16 protein-coding genes are annotated in these 16,034 nt (G+C 56.7%); 2 read left to right on the top strand and 14 right to left on the bottom strand.

What is annotated here, in order from left to right; translation table 11 throughout:
• Window position 1 precedes the first annotated feature (1 nt).
• Window positions 2-529: a hypothetical protein gene (locus PYW49_RS02955; RefSeq protein WP_320385609.1), complete on the bottom strand. Its 528-nt coding sequence runs from the start codon at window positions 527-529 to the stop codon at window positions 2-4.
• A gap of 134 nt (window positions 530-663) precedes the next feature.
• Between PYW49_RS02955 and PYW49_RS02950 the strand changes: the two genes are divergently transcribed.
• Window positions 664-1,212, top strand: a complete 549-nt coding sequence (locus PYW49_RS02950) for a GNAT family N-acetyltransferase (protein WP_320385608.1) — start codon at window positions 664-666, stop codon at window positions 1,210-1,212.
• On the opposite strand, the gene PYW49_RS02945 is transcribed toward PYW49_RS02950, so the two are convergent.
• The 9 genes from PYW49_RS02945 to sad all read right to left on the bottom strand — a co-directional run bounded on the left by PYW49_RS02945 (window position 1,200) and on the right by sad (window position 11,541).
• Window positions 1,200-2,114 carry a bestrophin family protein gene (locus tag PYW49_RS02945; RefSeq protein ID WP_320385607.1) on the bottom strand — a complete coding sequence of 305 codons (915 nt, stop codon included), beginning with the start codon at window positions 2,112-2,114 and terminating at the stop codon, window positions 1,200-1,202. The two genes, PYW49_RS02950 and PYW49_RS02945, sit on opposite strands and share 13 nt — an antisense overlap.
• A gap of 201 nt (window positions 2,115-2,315) precedes the next feature.
• Window positions 2,316-3,767 carry a tagaturonate reductase gene (locus tag PYW49_RS02940; protein WP_134350297.1) on the bottom strand — a complete coding sequence of 484 codons (1,452 nt, stop codon included), beginning with the start codon at window positions 3,765-3,767 and terminating at the stop codon, window positions 2,316-2,318.
• Window positions 3,768-3,884: 117 nt separating this feature from the next.
• Complete coding sequence (locus PYW49_RS02935; protein WP_134350296.1) at window positions 3,885-4,412, bottom strand: GNAT family N-acetyltransferase; 528 nt, start codon at window positions 4,410-4,412, stop codon at window positions 3,885-3,887.
• An 82-nt stretch (window positions 4,413-4,494) separates the two neighbouring features.
• The gene (locus PYW49_RS02930; RefSeq protein WP_320385606.1) at window positions 4,495-5,460 is read right to left on the bottom strand and encodes a sensor domain-containing diguanylate cyclase; all 966 of its coding nucleotides are present in this window, start codon (window positions 5,458-5,460) and stop codon (window positions 4,495-4,497) included.
• Between the two features lie 110 nt (window positions 5,461-5,570).
• Entirely contained in the window at window positions 5,571-7,019 is a 1,449-nt protein-coding gene (locus tag PYW49_RS02925) for a GGDEF domain-containing protein (RefSeq protein WP_134350294.1), read from the bottom strand.
• A gap of 107 nt (window positions 7,020-7,126) precedes the next feature.
• Window positions 7,127-7,489, bottom strand: a complete 363-nt coding sequence (locus tag PYW49_RS02920) for a DUF4186 domain-containing protein (protein WP_134350293.1) — start codon at window positions 7,487-7,489, stop codon at window positions 7,127-7,129.
• Window positions 7,489-8,415, bottom strand: a complete 927-nt coding sequence (gene glsB, locus PYW49_RS02915; RefSeq protein ID WP_320385605.1) for a glutaminase B — start codon at window positions 8,413-8,415, stop codon at window positions 7,489-7,491. The genes PYW49_RS02920 and glsB overlap by 1 nt, the downstream gene beginning before the upstream one ends.
• A gap of 62 nt (window positions 8,416-8,477) precedes the next feature.
• Window positions 8,478-10,046 carry a methyl-accepting chemotaxis protein gene (locus PYW49_RS02910; protein ID WP_320385604.1) on the bottom strand — a complete coding sequence of 523 codons (1,569 nt, stop codon included), beginning with the start codon at window positions 10,044-10,046 and terminating at the stop codon, window positions 8,478-8,480.
• Between the two features lie 106 nt (window positions 10,047-10,152).
• Window positions 10,153-11,541, bottom strand: a complete 1,389-nt coding sequence (sad, locus tag PYW49_RS02905) for a succinate-semialdehyde dehydrogenase (RefSeq protein ID WP_320385603.1) — start codon at window positions 11,539-11,541, stop codon at window positions 10,153-10,155.
• A gap of 98 nt (window positions 11,542-11,639) precedes the next feature.
• Between sad and ptrR the strand changes: the two genes are divergently transcribed.
• Window positions 11,640-12,518 (top strand): putrescine utilization regulator PtrR, encoded by an 879-nt coding sequence (ptrR, locus tag PYW49_RS02900; protein ID WP_320385602.1) that lies wholly within the window; start codon window positions 11,640-11,642, stop codon window positions 12,516-12,518.
• Here the strand turns inward: ptrR and PYW49_RS02895 are convergent.
• The 4 genes from PYW49_RS02895 to dtnK form a co-directional block, all read right to left on the bottom strand.
• Entirely contained in the window at window positions 12,472-12,954 is a 483-nt protein-coding gene (locus tag PYW49_RS02895; RefSeq protein WP_320385601.1) for a GNAT family N-acetyltransferase, read from the bottom strand. The genes ptrR and PYW49_RS02895 overlap by 47 nt on opposite strands.
• Before the next feature lie 81 nt (window positions 12,955-13,035).
• Window positions 13,036-13,797: a DeoR/GlpR family DNA-binding transcription regulator gene (locus tag PYW49_RS02890; RefSeq protein WP_320385600.1), complete on the bottom strand. Its 762-nt coding sequence runs from the start codon at window positions 13,795-13,797 to the stop codon at window positions 13,036-13,038.
• A 1-nt stretch (window position 13,798) separates the two neighbouring features.
• Window positions 13,799-14,785, bottom strand: coding sequence for a D-threonate 4-phosphate dehydrogenase (locus tag PYW49_RS02885; RefSeq protein WP_320385599.1), 987 nt, complete (start codon window positions 14,783-14,785; stop codon window positions 13,799-13,801).
• On the bottom strand, window positions 14,778-15,995 hold the full coding sequence (gene dtnK / locus PYW49_RS02880; RefSeq protein WP_320385598.1) for a D-threonate kinase: 1,218 nt from the start codon (window positions 15,993-15,995) through the stop codon (window positions 14,778-14,780). Before dtnK ends, PYW49_RS02885 begins: the two co-directional genes overlap by 8 nt.
• Window positions 15,996-16,034: the final 39 nt, after the last annotated feature.

Raw genomic sequence — 16,034 nt, 5'->3', positions numbered from 1 at the left:
TTTAACGGCTATTTAACCGGATTTCACGTGCCAGTCTGGCGAGACGCTGAGTGCGACAATAGAGGGTAAACAGCACAAAGCCGCTGCTGTTCATCACCACCCGACAAAGTAACAGCGCGAAGGATGCAATGGCCAGCGGCCAAAAGCTTCCGTCATGAGAAAACAGGAGATGTAGCGCCTGAACAACGGTCATGACCAGCAGAATGATGAACACTGCCATAAACCCCAACAATCCCGATGTCATCCCGCGGGCCACAAGCACGCTGATAACAATGAGCGCGCCTGTCATTATTAATGATGGTACGAAAAAGCTCAGCGCATGGTGTAAAGGTGACAACCCCCGCAACGCGCTGAGAAAAGGCAGCAGATTTAACGCAAACGCCACTAAAAACAGAGGTAACAGCGCCGCTACCGGGTAAGGGTTTTGACGCGGAAGCTCGCCGAGGGGACGAGAAAAATACTGTTCCTCTTTGCAATGCTGAAGGAGATCCTGAAAACCCCGTCCGACTAAAAGTGCCAAAAAACTCATCAATATTTCGCCATCAAAGAGAGGTTGCCCATTTTTGGTAGTGAATAACCACAGCGCGCTTCAAAAGAATGTGATAGAGATGAAAATACCAGAACGCAAACAAAATCATAACGCTTAAATATGGAGATCCGCGGATGACGATACCGATGCTCACGACAGAACGCTTGCTGCTAAAACCGCTGGTTGCTGAAGATGCCGTTCAGATACAAAAGCTGTATCCGCGTTGGGAGATCGTCCGCTATATGGTCTCTTCCGTGCCCTGGCCCTACCCGGATAACGGCGCGGAAAACTATGTTAATAACGTGGCGCTGCCGGATATAGCAAAAGGGATTGCCTGGTTCTGGAGCATCCGCCGTCGCGAGGTGCCGGACGAGCTGATGGGCATTATCTGTCTGTACGATGTGGAAGATAACAACCGCGGGTTTTGGCTGGCGCCGGAGTTTCAGGGACAGGGATATATGCGCGAGGCCAGCATTGCCGCAACGGATTACTGGTTTAATACGCTCAACAAACCCGTATTACGCGCGCCGAAGGCTGCCGCCAACAGCCGCTCCCGCCGTATTTCAGACAGTAGCGGCATGCGGCTTATCAGAACGGAACAGAAAGCGTACGTCAGCGGCATGCTCGATTCCGAGCTGTGGGAAATCACTCGCGACGAATGGAACGCCCGTCAGGTCAGCTGATAGTGTTTATCCGGCATAAGCCTTTCCGGAATGTTCTCTTCATCGTTCATCTGCAGCAGATCGCGTTCCATCATGTTGCAGATGGCGTCCAGCGGCAGGTCGTTATTTTCGGTGCCAAACGGATCTTCCAGCTCTTCCGCCAGGGTATCCAGCGAGATAAAGGTGTAAGAGATCAGGGCCGAGACAAAGGGCGTCATGTAGTGCAGGTCCACGACCAGCGCGAACGGCAGCATGATGCAGAACAGATACACCGTGCGGTGCAAAATCAGCGTGTAGGCGAACGGCACCGGCGTTGTTGCAATACGCTCGCAGCCGGAAAGCACGATAGACATGTCGTTCAGACGGTTGTTCAGACTGTGGAACAGAATGTCTGAGAGTTGCCCGTTACGTCGCCGCACGGCCAGCCACTCCCCCATGATCAGCAAAATACGGTTCGCCGGCGAGTTGGCGTCCATGACTTTACGTAAATCATCCGCAGCAAGATAGCGAGAGAGTTGCTCAGCGTTCAGTTCCCGGCGCAGGGTCATGCGCAGGCAGTTGGCGAAGGCGATCTGCAGGCGGACAAACTCCCCCAGGTGCTTATCGTCGGGCAAGGTGTTTTTTACCTCGCGAAACAGCGAGCGTGCCGCTATCATCAACTGCCCCCAGAGCAGCCGGGCTTCAACGTAGCGGGAATAACAGGCGTTGTTCCTGAAACCGAGAAAGATAGCGATCGCCACGCCGAGAATACTAAAGGGCGCCACGGTAAATTTGATACCCAGCGAGGTATACCACGGCAGCATCAGGATAACGGCGATAGAAAGCAGGAAGTTGAGCAGCAATCGGGTATAGATCTTGGGAAGTACCGAACCGTGCCAGACGAAAATCAGTTGTAGCCAGTGCTGTTTAGGACGAACAATCATAGTGAGTTTCAGGAAAGAAAAGAGCGTGGCTATTAAACGTGATCCCCCTCACGGTTGCAAGCATGTTAACGGAACATTGAATTTTCTGACCTGATTAGCGAAAACCGCACGGTGCTGAATCTGCTTTTTAAAAACAGGGTAAATAGTATGTTGTAACTAAAAAAGATCGTATATAAACCCGGCCGAAGCCGGGTGAACTCATTAGCAAAGCGGTTTAACCGCGGCGCGCATGCCCTTCAGCAAAATGGCATCCAGGTCCAGCGTGATCTGATCGACAAGACCGCTCACCTGCGTCAGATCCTGTTCCCAGTGCTCGCTCACGCTCAGCACCGACTGCACCAGCTCGCGGGTACTTAACTGCTGGTCGCGGTGCTGCGCCCAAAGCTGCTGATAACGTTCCAGCCATGACGCATCTTCCTGAACCGGATAGCTCTCCCCGTTACGCTCCGCGCGATAAAACGCGATCAGCGCCGCTAAGGCAAACGTCAGTCGCGCAGGCAATTGACCTGTTGCCTTCTGCCCTGCCAGCAGCTGCGGCAGGATGCGGGTACGGTATTTAGTCATGCCGTTGAGCGCGATGGAAAGCAGCTGGTGTTTGATATAGGGATTACGAAAACGCCCTGTTACCGCACTGGCGAAAGACTCCAGCTCGCCGCGCGGCAGGTCCAGTACCGGGATAATTTCCTGATAAATCGCTTTCTCGACGAAGGCGCACACCTCCGCATCGTTCATCGCCTCGCCTACCGTATCCAGCCCGGCCTGGAATGCGACCGGTACGAGCGCTGTGTGCGCCCCGTTCAGGATGGCGACCTTGCGCGCCTTGTAGGGTTTGATGTCATCGACAATCAGCACGTTTAACGGGTACTTATCCAGACGGAGTTCGCGAGCAAGGGATGCCGGCCCCTGGATCACAAACAGATAGAAATGTTCAGCCGTATCCAGGAACCCGTCGTGATAACCCAGCTCAGCTTCCAGCGTGGCCACTTCATCGCGCGGATAACCGGTCACGATACGGTCAACCAGCGTCGAGCAGAAGCTGTTGGCATCGTTTAGCCAGCGGGTAAAGGCGTCAGGCAGCGACCACTCCTGAGCATAGCGCAAGACGAGTTCACGCAATGCATCGCCGTTGTAGTCAATCAGTTCACACGGAATGATGACCCAGCCTTTGTCTGGCGCGCCGTTGAAGTGGCTAAAGCGCTCAAACAGCAATCGCGTCAGCTTAGCCGGATAGCTCGCTGCAGGGGCATCGTCGAACTTGTCCCCCGCGTGGTAGCTGATACCGGCTTCGGTGGTGTTCGAGAAAACAAACCGCATATCGGCATTGTGAGCCAGTTTCAGAAACGCGTCATAGTCGTCATAGACGCTGATTTCACGGTTAACGGAGCGTATGAGTCGGGCGTCACTCACCGCCTCACCCTGCTCATTCAGGCCACGAATGATAGTGGTGTACAGCCCATCCTGCGTGCTCAAAGACGGCGGGAAGTCGCTCTGAATCGGGCGAACGATGACCACACCGGCGTTGAGGTCGGTATGTTCGTTTAGCAGGTCTATTTGCCAGTCGATGAAGGCGCGCAGGAAATTGCCCTCACCAAACTGAATGATACGTTCAGGATAGTGCGCACCGGGAAAATCACGACGGTTGAGAGTGTTCACCTTGGGTTCCTTTTATAATTAGTCATACAGCCTGATAAGATTGGTACGATAACTTATCAAAACTTAACGACCAGAAACCCTGTTTTGATCAATCCGCGGTGCGGTTGTGCAAAATAATTATAAGAACTTATAGAACACGGACGTGGCCGTCATAGCGCCGTCCGGCATCAGCGCATAGCGCGGGATCTCACCGACCTTTTGCCAGCTGGCGCGCTGGTAGAACGTCTCAGCCCCGCTGCCGGTGGAAGTATCGAGCACCAGAACAGAAATGTTCCTTGCCCTGGCCTCCACTTCAAGCGCTTCCATAAGCGCCATCGCAGCGCCTTTCCGGCGCGCTTTCTCATGAACCAACAGTTTCGCCACATCCGCGCGGTGCGGCTGGTTTTCCGGCTGGTCGACGATCAGCTGCACCGTGCCAATAACGCCGTCCTGCGGGTCGATACAGGCAAGCACGAGACGCTCATTGCGTCCTGTGCTGTCTGCTATCCCGCGCCAGTAAGATCGAGCCTTATCGAGGCTAAAAGGCAGCATAAAACTGACGGATGCCCCGCCGTTTACGCAGTTTTCGAGGATCCCGGCCAGCGTATCAAGATGGGTGAGGATCTCTTCCCGGGTGAGGTTTTTGATTTGCAGTGAGGTATTCATTGTTTTCCCTTGTGTAGAATACACTCACTTTGCATTTAACATCTTCTTAACGCAAATGGATCGGACATAGGTTTTTACTATGTCAACCGGACCGCTGGCGCTGCTGTTTCATGGCATACATCTTTTCATCGGCGTCCTTCAGCCACTGCTGGAGGTCGTTGCCATTATGGTCGAATTCACTCAGCCCCCAGGAGAACAGAAGCGACCAGGGGTGTAGCTTGCGGGCATTATACTTTTCCACCTGCTCGGCAAGATACTGCATCGCAATCCAGGCGCCCTTCTCGTCGGTATCCGCGAACAGCACAGCGAACTCATCCCCGCCAAAACGCACCAGCAGATCCGCCTCACGGAAAGAGGCGCGCATCAGCTGCGCCATGACTTTCAGGGCCTTATCCCCCTCTTCATGACCGTAGCGATCGTTAATTTCCTTAAAGCGATCCAGATCCAGCCAGCCGAGCGTCAACGGCTCAGCCCGGCGTTGGGCAACGGAAAGCGTAAACCTCACAAGCTGATTAAAGCCCCGACGGTTGAATAACCCGGTTAACTCATCCGTGGTTGCCGCGCTGATTGCGGCAAATTCATCTTCCGCCAGCGCACCAAGGTCTCCCAGGACGGCGAGATCGGCCGCGGAAAACTCCCGGGGCGCGTAATCAATAAGGCACAGCGAGCCCACGCTTGCGCCATCGCGCAAGCGCAGCGGGAAGCCCGCGTAAAAACGCACGCGAGGTTCACCGGCCACCAGCGGATTATCCGCAAAACGATCGTCCTGCAGCATATCCACCACCACCAGCGGTGCTTCGGAAAGGATCGTATGGCCACAAAATGAGATGTTCCGCGGAACGGTGTCGGGGGCCTGACCATCGGCCGACTTCACGATAAGCGAATGCTCATCAATGAGATTGACCATCGCCAGCGGCACCTGGAAGAAGCGCTTCGCCAGGCGCGTGAGGCGGTCAAACGCCGGGGAACTGTCGATCTCAAGCAGACCCGATTCGCGCAGTGAGTTCAGTCTGTCTGTTTCATTTTCAGGGGTTGCTGGTGCTTTCATAATGTCTCCTGACGTAAAGCTTTACTAAAAGCGTAGCTTAAACAGAGACATTGTCAGTGTTCGACTATCCTGTTAAGCCGCTTACTATTCACGTCAATGCCTTATGACGATTAACGCAGCTCTGTTTCGCTCCCGGCGGTCGCAGCAATGTGCTCGTCCGACACCCGGGCGCTGGTACGATTTCGACCCGCTTTTTTTGAACGATAGAGATGATCGTCCGCTTCGGCCATCAACGTGTTGAAGACCTCGGTCAACTGCCATGACTCAGACCTTCCGCTCCCGAGGCCAATACTGACCGTCAGATAGAGCGTTTGCTGGCGCCATGTAAAAGGGTGACTGGCAACGGTAGTTCTGATACGTTCCGCCAGTGCATAACCATTTTGCGCATCGCCCGAGTTGACCACCACCGCGAACTCTTCCCCGCCCATGCGCGCGACCATTCCGTCTTCACCGACCACCTGCTGAACCTGTCGGGCAAACGAGGCCAGTACCCTATCTCCACACTCGTGGCCGTAGTTATCATTAATGCTTTTGAAGTAATCGATATCCAGCAGCATGACGGTCAGAAAACGCGAATGGCGGTGCGACTCTTCATGCTTTAGCGCCTCATAAAGCCCGGAGCGCGAATAGACGTGCGTTAAGAAATCATAATCCGCCCGCAGTGAAACCTGGCGGATCAGGGAATTAATGGCTGCCATGCTCACGGACACCATCACCGGGCAGATCGCCATCGTGGCAATACCCAGCCGGGCTGAGAACATCATGGGGGTCGTAAACGGCGTCGCCACGGCAATATTGATCACCGAGTTGGCGACCAGAATAATTTCAGTGGTGCCCGTGATAAACGTCAGCAGACAGGTTGCAGGCAATGAGTAGCGTACCGCACACCAGATAAGCGCAGGCAGCGGAAAGGCGAGACTCCCCGCCCCGCCAATCACCACCGACGCGGCCACCGAAACAATCAGTGCAATAACCGGGAACAGCTGCTCCAGACGTAACCTGAACTCGTGCGCGGACATGCCTATCGTGAGCATACACGGCACCACCAGCACGCCGGTTGAGAACTGCTCGCTAAACCAGTCGGCAAACAGCGGCCAGAAGCTATGAGTGTCGATCCCGACCGACCCCACCGCGCCGAGCAGCGCGCAAAGCAGCGCGGCAATCAGACAGTAGTTAAACAGGCGTAAGGCGTTAAGCGGATCGGGCGTTTTCTTCATCAGCCGCCTGTCGCGTTGAACCAGCACGGCGACAACGACGATAAAGATCATGTTCGACAGGTTAATCACCACTGAGGCCATCCCCCAGTTGGTCGTTACCGCATCGTACAACAGCATAGCGACATAGCACACCGCATAGTAATGCAGGCGATTCAGGTAAACATAGCGGGCGAAAATCCCTGCCATGACGCCATTCAGCGGCCAGAACAGCGACAAGGCCTCAACCAGCCGTAATTCCGCCCCCACAAAATAGAATAAAGTGGTGAGAATAAAGATCGTCGTTGCATTTCGCAGCGGCGTGTCCGGTTGAAAGAGCCTGAAGGCAGTAAGAGCAGAACGCATTAAATATCATTCCATATGAGAGCTTATGGCAATTATTGCGGTCGTCAGCGTTGTCGGGACTAACTTAGGATGCATCTATAACACAATTACAACAGGATCATAACTCGTCAAATTTGGGCGTTCATCTGTAATACCAGCCAGTGGTGGATCACGCCGACAATATAATGTTGCTGCTCAACGGTGAGCTGAACACCTTGCGGAATGTGGTGCCATTTAGCCAGACAGCCCCGACAGCAGGTGGCCGTGGCATGCTGGGCGATAAACACCGGATGACCGCGCATAGGCGTCTGTTTGCCGTCATTCGCGGGGTGTGCAGGCGCAAGGCGCTTTTCGACAAAATCAGCGGCATGCTGGTCAATGGTTTCGGGGCCTTTGTCCCAGCAGTACCGTCGTTCCTTCTCGCCTAAGCGAAAGCGCGAGCGAAACGTCGATCGCGCCAGGCGGGAAAAGAGAGGATCCAGATCGGACATCAGTATACGGACCGCCCCAGACGCTGGGTCAGTTTCTCCAGAACCGCCACGCCGGCGAGCGAATTTCCCGTATCATCCAGCTCCGGGCTCCAGACCGCAATCGCCATTTCATGCGGTACAATCGCCACCACTCCGCCGCCGACGCCCGATTTCGCAGGAAGGCCGACGCGCCAGGCAAACTCCCCGGCGTTTTGATACATCCCGCTGGTGGCCATCAGCGCGTTAACCTGGCGGGCCTGTAGCGGAGAAACCACCTCCTGATCGAGATGCGGCGCATGTCCCTGGTGTGCCAGGAACAGGAACGTTTGAGCCAGCTCAGCGCAGCTCATTTTCAGGGCGCAGTAATGGAAGTAGTTTTGCAGCACCGTCGCCACATCGTTATGGAAGTTGCCGAAGGATTTCATCAGCCAGGCGATAGCCGCGTTACGGGCGGAGTGTTCAAACTCCGAGCGAGCGACCACCGAGTCGTAGGCAATATCGTCAACACCCGAGAGCTGACGAACAATCTCCAGCATGCGCTGACGCGGCGCGCTGAGACGGCTTTGCAGCATATCGCAGACCACCAGCGCCCCGGCGTTGATAAAGGGGTTTCGCGGCTTGCCCTGTTCGATCTCGAGCTGGAGCAGTGAGTTAAAAGGCTGGCCGGAAGGGTCTTTGCCGACACGCTGCCAGATCTCATCTTCTTCATACTGGCGCATCGCCGCCACCAGACTTAGCACTTTAGAAATGGACTGAATGGAAAAACGTTCAGTCGCATCGCCGGCCTGGAACCGCTGTCCGTCGATGGTACAGATAGCAATCCCCAGCTTATCCCCGCTGACCGAGGCAAGGGCCGGAATATAGTCGGCAACCTTCCCCTTTCCCAATAACGGACGAACCTGCGCCAGAATCTCGTCCAGCATCTCATTATGGATGACCGCAGCCACACTTTGCTCCTTGCCCTCAGGCTAAAACGGGCTGCGAGTATAACAGAGGCTTATGTATTGCGTCAGGCACTGAGACGAAAACGCGAAACGGCCTGCAATAAAAGATCGGATTGCTTTTGCAGACGTTCCGAGGCCTCCGAGGCGTCAGAGACCAGCCTGTCGGTCTGGCGGGAGACCTGATTCAACGCCTGAAGCTGGCGCGTCATCTGATGAATACTTTCCCCCTGGCTGAGCGTGGCGGTGGAGATCTCATTCAGCAAACTACTTAAATTCCCCACCAGACCGGTAACCTGCTGCAAATTCTCCTCCATCAGGTTAACGGCGCGGGAGCCGTCCTCAATGCCCTGCAGGGAGCGGTTGATCAGCTCCTGAATGGTCTGCGTCGAGTGGCTGCTCTTTCTGGCCAACAGCCCGACTTCCCGGGCGACGACGGCAAAGCCGCGCCCCTGGTTTCCGGCATGGGCAGCCTCAATGGCGGCGTTCAGCGCCAGGATGTTCGTCTGAAACGCGACGCTGTCGATCATCGCCACGATCCCGCGCATTTCTGAGGATCGGTCGACGATCGCCTGCATCGACGCATTCACGGTAGACATCATCTGGTCGCCGCCCACGGCAGCCTGACGCGCTTCATCCGCCCGCGAGCTGGCGAGCCGGGCATAGCCGGTATTCCCTTCCACATGGGTTTCCAGCGTCGCGATATGCGCCGTCACGTCCTCAAGCTCTTTCGCCTGGCGTGCCGACTGCTGATACAGCTTCTGGTTACCCTGCGCAAGTGTGCCAATGTTCTCCACCATGCTGGCTGTCGCATGGCTAACCTGCGTAACCAGCTGCTGCAGGCCGTGCTGCATAGTGGCAATGCTGTCGCTAAGCTGCCCGACTTCCCGGTTAAAACGCATGACATCCGGCGGCGTGCCGGAGAGATCCCCCGCCGCCAGCTGGTTAATATGCGCAATCAACCGGCGCAGCGGCGTAATCACCCATCTGGACATGCCAAACCAGACGGCAACGGCGATGGCCAGCAACAGCACCGGCGCAAACAGAAACAACGTTTGCAGCCCGGAGAGCTGCGCCATCAGACTCTGACGCCCCTGCATGGCCTGCTTCTCGCTAGCCTGCTGATAGCGCGCATAGTTGTCGTTAAAATCAGTCTGAAAAGCCTGAGACGGTACGGCAAAAAAAGCGTCGATGGTGTTGGTTTTAATCAGCCCTTCCGCCTGCTCCTCGATCGCGCCGTAGAAAAGCTGATAGCTGTTCACCAGGGCTTCGTCTTTCGGCGGGTTCAGCGCCAGCCAGGCCTTCCACGCCTGCTGAGAAACCGCCAGCGCCTTTTGCGCCTCATCCATCAGGCTGTGCCAGCTTCCGTCGGAGCCGGTCTCTTTATCCTGCATAAACCAGACGCCGGAGCGGTTAAGCAGATCGCTTGCGGCCAGCAGAGACACACGGGCCAGATCCAGCCTGCTCTGCTGCTGCCAGGCCAGCAGATTGTGCTGCTCGTTGCGCTGGGCTTCGTTCAGGGAGGCGTTAAGCAGGAATGACGAGGAGAGCTGCAGCGCGGAGAAAAGGCCAATAATACAAAAGATACCCGTCAGCAGGCCAAATTGACGACGGCGAAAAATTTGCGTTAGGTTCATGATTTTCTTCATTAACAATGCGTTAGACGCGTGGGAGTCTACGAAATGAAAATGACAGAACCATTGCAGAGAAATGACAACGGCCCTCGCGATGAGGGCCGAAAAATTACACGCGATCCTTCCACACCGTCTGCACGTTGCAGAACTCGTGCAGGCCAAAGTGGGAAAGCTCGCGGCCAAAGCCGCTTTTCTTGACGCCACCGAAGGCCACGCGCGCATCGCTGGCGCTATAGCCGTTGATAAACACGCCGCCGCACTCCAGTTCACGGGAAAATTTATCCGCAAGCGCTGCGTCAGCGGTAAAGACGGTGGCAGACAGGCCAAAGTCGCTGTCGTTTGCAAGCGTCAGGGCGTGTTCTGCGTCTTTCGCAACCGTAATGGCCGCGACCGGGCCAAACAGCTCCTGGCGGAAGGCCGTCATCTCAGGCGTCACATTGCCGAGTACGGTCGGGGCGTAATAATTACCCTCTCCGCTGATTATCTCCCCGCCCAGCAGCAGCGTTGCCCCTTCGGCCAGAGTGGCCTGCACCTGCTGATGCAGTTCATCGCGCAGGTCAAAACGCGCCATAGGGCCAATAAAGTGCTCTTCCCGATCCGGTGCGCCAAGCTTCAGCGCAGAAACAGCCTCGACAAATCGTTGGGTAAAGATCTCCGCGATCCCCTCCTCCACAATGAAGCGTTTTGCCGCGGCGCACACCTGCCCGGTATTCTGGTAGCGACCCGCCACCGCCGCCTTCACGGCAAGATTCAGGTCGGCATCGTTGAGGACGATAAACGGATCGGAGCCACCCAGTTCAAGCACGCATTTTTTCAGCGCAGCCCCGGCCTGAGCGCCAATCGCCGCACCGGCACGCACGCTGCCGGTGACGGTCACCGCCGCAATACGGCTATCGTTAATCGCCTGGCTGACGCCGTCATTAGTGGCATTCACCCAGCCGAAAACGCCGGCTGGAATACCGGCGTCAGCCGCTATCTGCGCAATCAGTTCGGCCGAACCGAGCACGTTTGGTGCATGTTTGAGCAGATAACTGTTTCCCGCCAGCAGGATGGGCACCGCCCCGCGCAGCACCTGCCAGAGCGGGAAGTTCCACGGCATCACCGCGAGAATCGGTCCCAGGGGGCGGTATTCAATCACCGCATTGTGGTTTTCCACCAGCGTGGGTTCCGCGCGCAGCATCGCCGGGCCGTGCTCGGCATACCAGTCGCACAGCGCGGCGGATTTTGCCACTTCCGCCCGCGCCTGCAGGATGGGTTTTCCCATTTCACGGGAGATCGTCTGCGCCATCTCTTCAGCGCGGTTTCGCAGCGCTGCGCCGAGATCGCGCAGCTTTTGCGCCCGGTGGGAAACGCTTTCGCGACGCCACTGGCGATACCCCGCGTCGGCCTGAGAAATGGCGCGTTCAATTTCTTCCGGCGTCGCCCACGGATACGCGGCGAGGGTTTCACCCGTTGCCGGGTTAACAGAGAGGGCATGTGTAGCAGATGAATAAGTCATGTTGTTCTCCACGTATTTCGGTTGATTGATTGTGGTCCACTCTGCTATTTCTTAAAAATGAATAATATTAACCACCTTATTCACGAAACGAGAATGCTATGGATTTAACCCAGCTTGAAATGTTTAACGCCGTCGCGCTGACGGGCAGCATCACCCAGGCGGCGCAGAAGGTGCATCGCGTGCCGTCCAATCTGACGACCCGCATCCGCCAGCTGGAAGCTGACCTGGGCGTTGAGCTGTTTATTCGGGAGAACCAGCGTTTGCGTTTATCCCCCGCCGGGCATAACTTCCTGCGCTACAGCAGGCAGATCCTGGCGCTGGTGGATGAAGCGCGCATGGTCGTGGCGGGCGACGAGCCGCAGGGGTTATTTGCCCTCGGTGCGCTGGAGAGTACCGCCGCGGTGCGCATCCCTGAAACGCTGGCGCTGTTTAACCAGCGCTACCCGCGCATTCAGTTTGCCCTTTCTACCGGGCCATCCGGGACGATGATTGACGGCGTGCTGGAGGGAACCTTAAGCGCCGCCTTTGTTGACGGGCCTCTGTCGCACCCGGAGCTGGAGGGGATGCCGGTCTACCGGGAAGAGATGATGCTGGTCACGCCTGCCGGTCAGGCGGAAATCTCACGCGCCACGCAGGTCAGCGGCAGCGACGTTTACGCCTTTCGCGCAAACTGTTCGTACCGTCGACATCTGGAGAGCTGGTTTCATGCGGACAGAGCCACGCCCGGGCGCATTCATGAGATGGAGTCCTATCACGGCATGCTCGCCTGCGTCATCGCGGGTGCGGGCATCGCGCTGATGCCGCGCTCAATGCTGGAGAGTATGCCGGGACACCATCAGGTTGAAGCCTGGCCGCTGGCGGAAAACTGGCGCTGGCTCACCACCTGGCTGGTGTGGCGGCGCGGAGCGATGACCCGCCAGCTGGAAGCCTTTATAGCGCTGCTAAACGAACGTCTACAACCAGCGCCTTCTCCATAAACAGGCTGAGCGGATCGTCAACGTACGGGGCAAACGCCGGGCGCATTTCGTATCCGCACTGTTCGTAAAGACGAACCGCGGCGCGCTGTTTGATGCCCGTCTCCAGCCGTACCGTATGGCAATGACGGCTCAGGGCCTCATCTTCCAGGGCGGCCAGCAGCGTTTCGCCGAGATGTTGCCCCCGATGAGCTGGGTCGATATAGACCCGCTTCATCTCCCCCGTTCCGTCGCCGTTGAGCACAATGGCCCCACAGCCGACCGCCTGAAGCTGCTGGTCGCGAATGACCATCAGGATAAGCGAGGCTTCCGGCAGCGCAGCCAGGTCGAGCAGATGATTGCTTTCGGCGGGATAGAGCTCGCTCTGGTAGCGGTCAAGCGCCGCGATCAGTTTGAGAATGTCCGGGTGACGTGCAGATTCAGAGGTAATGGAATACATGGCAGGCTCCTTGCTTTTTTTTTGAGACTAAATTTGAACATAGCGCAGGCCTGCCGGGGTGCTTCATAGTATTAACTTATGTCATGACGCCAGCGTCAGCGGGATATCCAGCTCCCGAAGCTGCGCCTGCGTCGTCTCATCCAGTCTGCTGTCGGTGACAATATCCGTGAGCGAATTAAGATGCGCCACGTTAAACAACGACCAGGCACCGTACTTGGAGCTGTCCGCCAGCAGCACGCGACGTTTTGCATTGGCAAGTAAATCACGCTTCAGCGCGGCCTTCTCTTCCGTTGGCGACGTTATGCCGCGGGTGATATCCCATCCGTTACAGCTGACAAAAGCCACGTCCGGCCAGACGTTTTGTAGCAAGCGACGCCCGTGTTCACCGATGCAGGACTGGCTCGAATCATCGATACGTCCGCCGATAATCGTCACCTCAATCTGGCGGAACTCCGAGAGAAACAGCGCGATGTGCAAGTCGCTGGTGATCACGCGAAGCGGCAGATGCGTCAGCTGGCGCGCGAGTTCAATCATCGTGGTACCGGCATCGAGCACAATGGCGTCACCTGCTTTAACAAAGCTCGCGGCCGCGCTGGCGATGGCGTGCTTTTCCGCCAGGCTGCGCTGCATTTTTTCATGCGTCGTGGGCTGGGAAGGAATAAACCGGTTGAGAGTGACCCCGCCATGGGTACGGCTGATCACCCCTTCCTGATCGAGCTTGATCAAATCCCGACGAATCGTCGCCGGCGAGGCATCGGTAATCGCCACCAGCTGATCCACCGTCACCAGATTGTGCCCTTTCAGGTAATCCATTATCTGCTCTAACCGGTTATATCCCTTCATATCATTCCCGTGTGATTTGCATAGCCAACTGAATAGACACCGTCATGCTCTCAGACTTGGCTTTACCGGTCCATGCAATATCGAACGCGGTTCCGTGGTCTGCTGAGGTACGGATAAACGGCAAGCCGGCGGTGATATTCACCCCGTCGTAAAAGCCGAGTAATTTTAGCGGAATATGCCCCTGATCGTGATACATCGCAACGACCATGTCATACATTCCTTCGTGACATTGCATAAATACCGTATCCGGCGGACACGGTCCGGTGACGTTTAACCCCTGCGCTTTCATCGCCTTAACGGCCGGGCCGACAATCTTGATCTCTTCATCACCAAACAGGCCGTTCTCCCCCGCATGCGGGTTGACGCCGGCAACGGCAATGCGAGGATGCTCGAACCCGACGCGTTTCAGGAAGCTATCCGCAATGCCAATCACGGTTTTTACCCGATCCTGATTGAGCGTATCAAGGAATTTGCGCAGCGCAATGTGGGTGGTGATGTGAATCACCTTAAGCTTATCGGTATACAGCACCATGGCGTAATCTTTGCTGTTGGTCAGGTGCGCCAGCAGCTCGGTATGCCCTGGATAAAGGTGACCGGCCTGGTGCAGTGCCTCTTTATTCAGCGGCGCCGTCGCGATAGCCTTCACCTTGCCCGCCATCGCCAGTTCGGTGGCACGCTTCACGCAGCGATAGGCCAGATCCCCTGCCGCAGGCTGCACGACGCCCGGCTTTAGTGCATCAGGATCCGCAAGCGGTTCGTCAAGCACGTTAATCACGCCCGGGGCAAAATGCGCGTCGCTCACCGCGTCGATAATACGCATATCCGCCTGCCCGGCGATCCCTTTCTCCAGCACCCGCTGCAGCGTTCTGGCGCAGCCCACCACCACGACAGGCGCCCCTGACAGCTCGCCCCCGGTGAGGGATTTGATAATGATTTCCGGGCCAATGCCGGCCGGGTCACCCATGGTTACAGCGATGATTTTAGTCACTCAGTCTCTCCTCGATAAAATGCAAAACCTCAAGCAGTGTCTCTTCCTTTCCGAAGCCCCCTGCTTTGGTCATTACCGGCCGCTGCCAGCTACAACCCAGAAATTGTCCGACCGGTACGCACTGTGCGATGCACCCGGTAATTTCAAACCCGCGGGCATCAAGTGCCCTGGCGACAGCCATCGCCACATCGCCTCCGGAGACGTACAGCGCGTCCGGTTCGTGCACCGCAAGCACCTGTCGGGTTAATTCGCCTAAAAACGTACAGATTTTTTCGCCCAGGCCTGCGCGGGTGACGTGATGCAGCTGACAGAGTTGCTCCACCTGATGGCGAGCCTCCTGGCCCGCGCAGGTATGCACAATGCAGTGATGGCCAGACTGAAGCACCTGCGCAATCTGTTCGAGATACCCGTCCGCGTCGCCGCGCAGCGCGTCATTCACATTGATGAATACCGACACGACGCCCGTCATACCTTTAGCCCGCGTAATTTGTTGTTGAGCGATCTCACTCATTGAGCCCACCACGGCAAGCAGCTGTTTGTGTCGGGCCGGGGCCAGATGACGGGCCAGCGCATCGCACAGCCCGGCCGAGCCCACCAGCAGCGGCGTCTGCGCGCAGCCCAGCGCGGCGCTGATAATGGCGTCCAGCTCCTCGTCGGTCTGTGAATCAACGATGAGCCACTCCGTTCCTTGCGCCAGTTCGGCTGTCAGCGTCCTCACGGTCACGTTTTTAACGCTCACGTCGGTAAACAGGTCAGCAATAGCGGCAGACGGGACGGGCGTTTTGGGATCGCTGGCAAATTCGGTTTCATTCACCGGAATGCCGTTTACCAGACACCTGCCGTGCCGCGTGATGCGCCCTGCCGCAGGATATGCCGGGGCAATAATCACCTGTCGCTTGCCGCTTAATGCCTTCAGGGCCTGTGACTCAGCCCCCGCGTTGCCGCGCAGCGTGGAATCCATCTTTTTGATGAGCCAGCGGGCATTTGCGATATCCGCCCCGAGAGCGGCCACCTTTTCCGCCGCCTGCGATGCCCGCAGCGCCCGGGAATCGGTATTGACGATCAGCGCATCGGTCGGCTGGGTTAAAGGCGTATGAAACGCCACGCTGACTTTTTTGCCGCACAGCGCCAGGCTGACGCCGGCATCGTTAGCGCCGGTAAAGTCATCCGCGACGACCACCACCTCTCTGTACAGATTGTTCACTTTCATCCCCACTCCGGGTTCGCCTTTCCTGTTAATGATTATATT

It is taken from the genome of Enterobacter chinensis (assembly GCF_034008295.1).
Taxonomy (GTDB): domain Bacteria; phylum Pseudomonadota; class Gammaproteobacteria; order Enterobacterales; family Enterobacteriaceae; genus Enterobacter; species Enterobacter chinensis.
This window is presented reverse-complemented; position numbering and strand designations above follow the sequence as displayed.

Coding starts and splice junctions, on each gene's coding strand:
- PYW49_RS02955 (WP_320385609.1), bottom strand. CDS start 529: ATGAGTTTTTTGGCACTTTTAGTCGGACGGGGTTTTCAGGATCTCCTT.
- PYW49_RS02950 (WP_320385608.1), top strand. CDS start 664: ATGACGATACCGATGCTCACGACAGAACGCTTGCTGCTAAAACCGCTG.
- PYW49_RS02945 (WP_320385607.1), bottom strand. CDS start 2,114: ATGATTGTTCGTCCTAAACAGCACTGGCTACAACTGATTTTCGTCTGG.
- PYW49_RS02935 (WP_134350296.1), bottom strand. CDS start 4,412: ATGAATACCTCACTGCAAATCAAAAACCTCACCCGGGAAGAGATCCTC.
- PYW49_RS02930 (WP_320385606.1), bottom strand. CDS start 5,460: ATGAAAGCACCAGCAACCCCTGAAAATGAAACAGACAGACTGAACTCA.
- PYW49_RS02925 (WP_134350294.1), bottom strand. CDS start 7,019: ATGCGTTCTGCTCTTACTGCCTTCAGGCTCTTTCAACCGGACACGCCG.
- PYW49_RS02920 (WP_134350293.1), bottom strand. CDS start 7,489: ATGTCCGATCTGGATCCTCTCTTTTCCCGCCTGGCGCGATCGACGTTT.
- PYW49_RS02910 (WP_320385604.1), bottom strand. CDS start 10,046: ATGAACCTAACGCAAATTTTTCGCCGTCGTCAATTTGGCCTGCTGACG.
- sad (WP_320385603.1), bottom strand. CDS start 11,541: ATGACTTATTCATCTGCTACACATGCCCTCTCTGTTAACCCGGCAACG.
- ptrR (WP_320385602.1), top strand. CDS start 11,640: ATGGATTTAACCCAGCTTGAAATGTTTAACGCCGTCGCGCTGACGGGC.
- PYW49_RS02895 (WP_320385601.1), bottom strand. CDS start 12,954: ATGTATTCCATTACCTCTGAATCTGCACGTCACCCGGACATTCTCAAA.
- PYW49_RS02890 (WP_320385600.1), bottom strand. CDS start 13,797: ATGAAGGGATATAACCGGTTAGAGCAGATAATGGATTACCTGAAAGGG.
- dtnK (WP_320385598.1), bottom strand. CDS start 15,995: ATGAAAGTGAACAATCTGTACAGAGAGGTGGTGGTCGTCGCGGATGAC.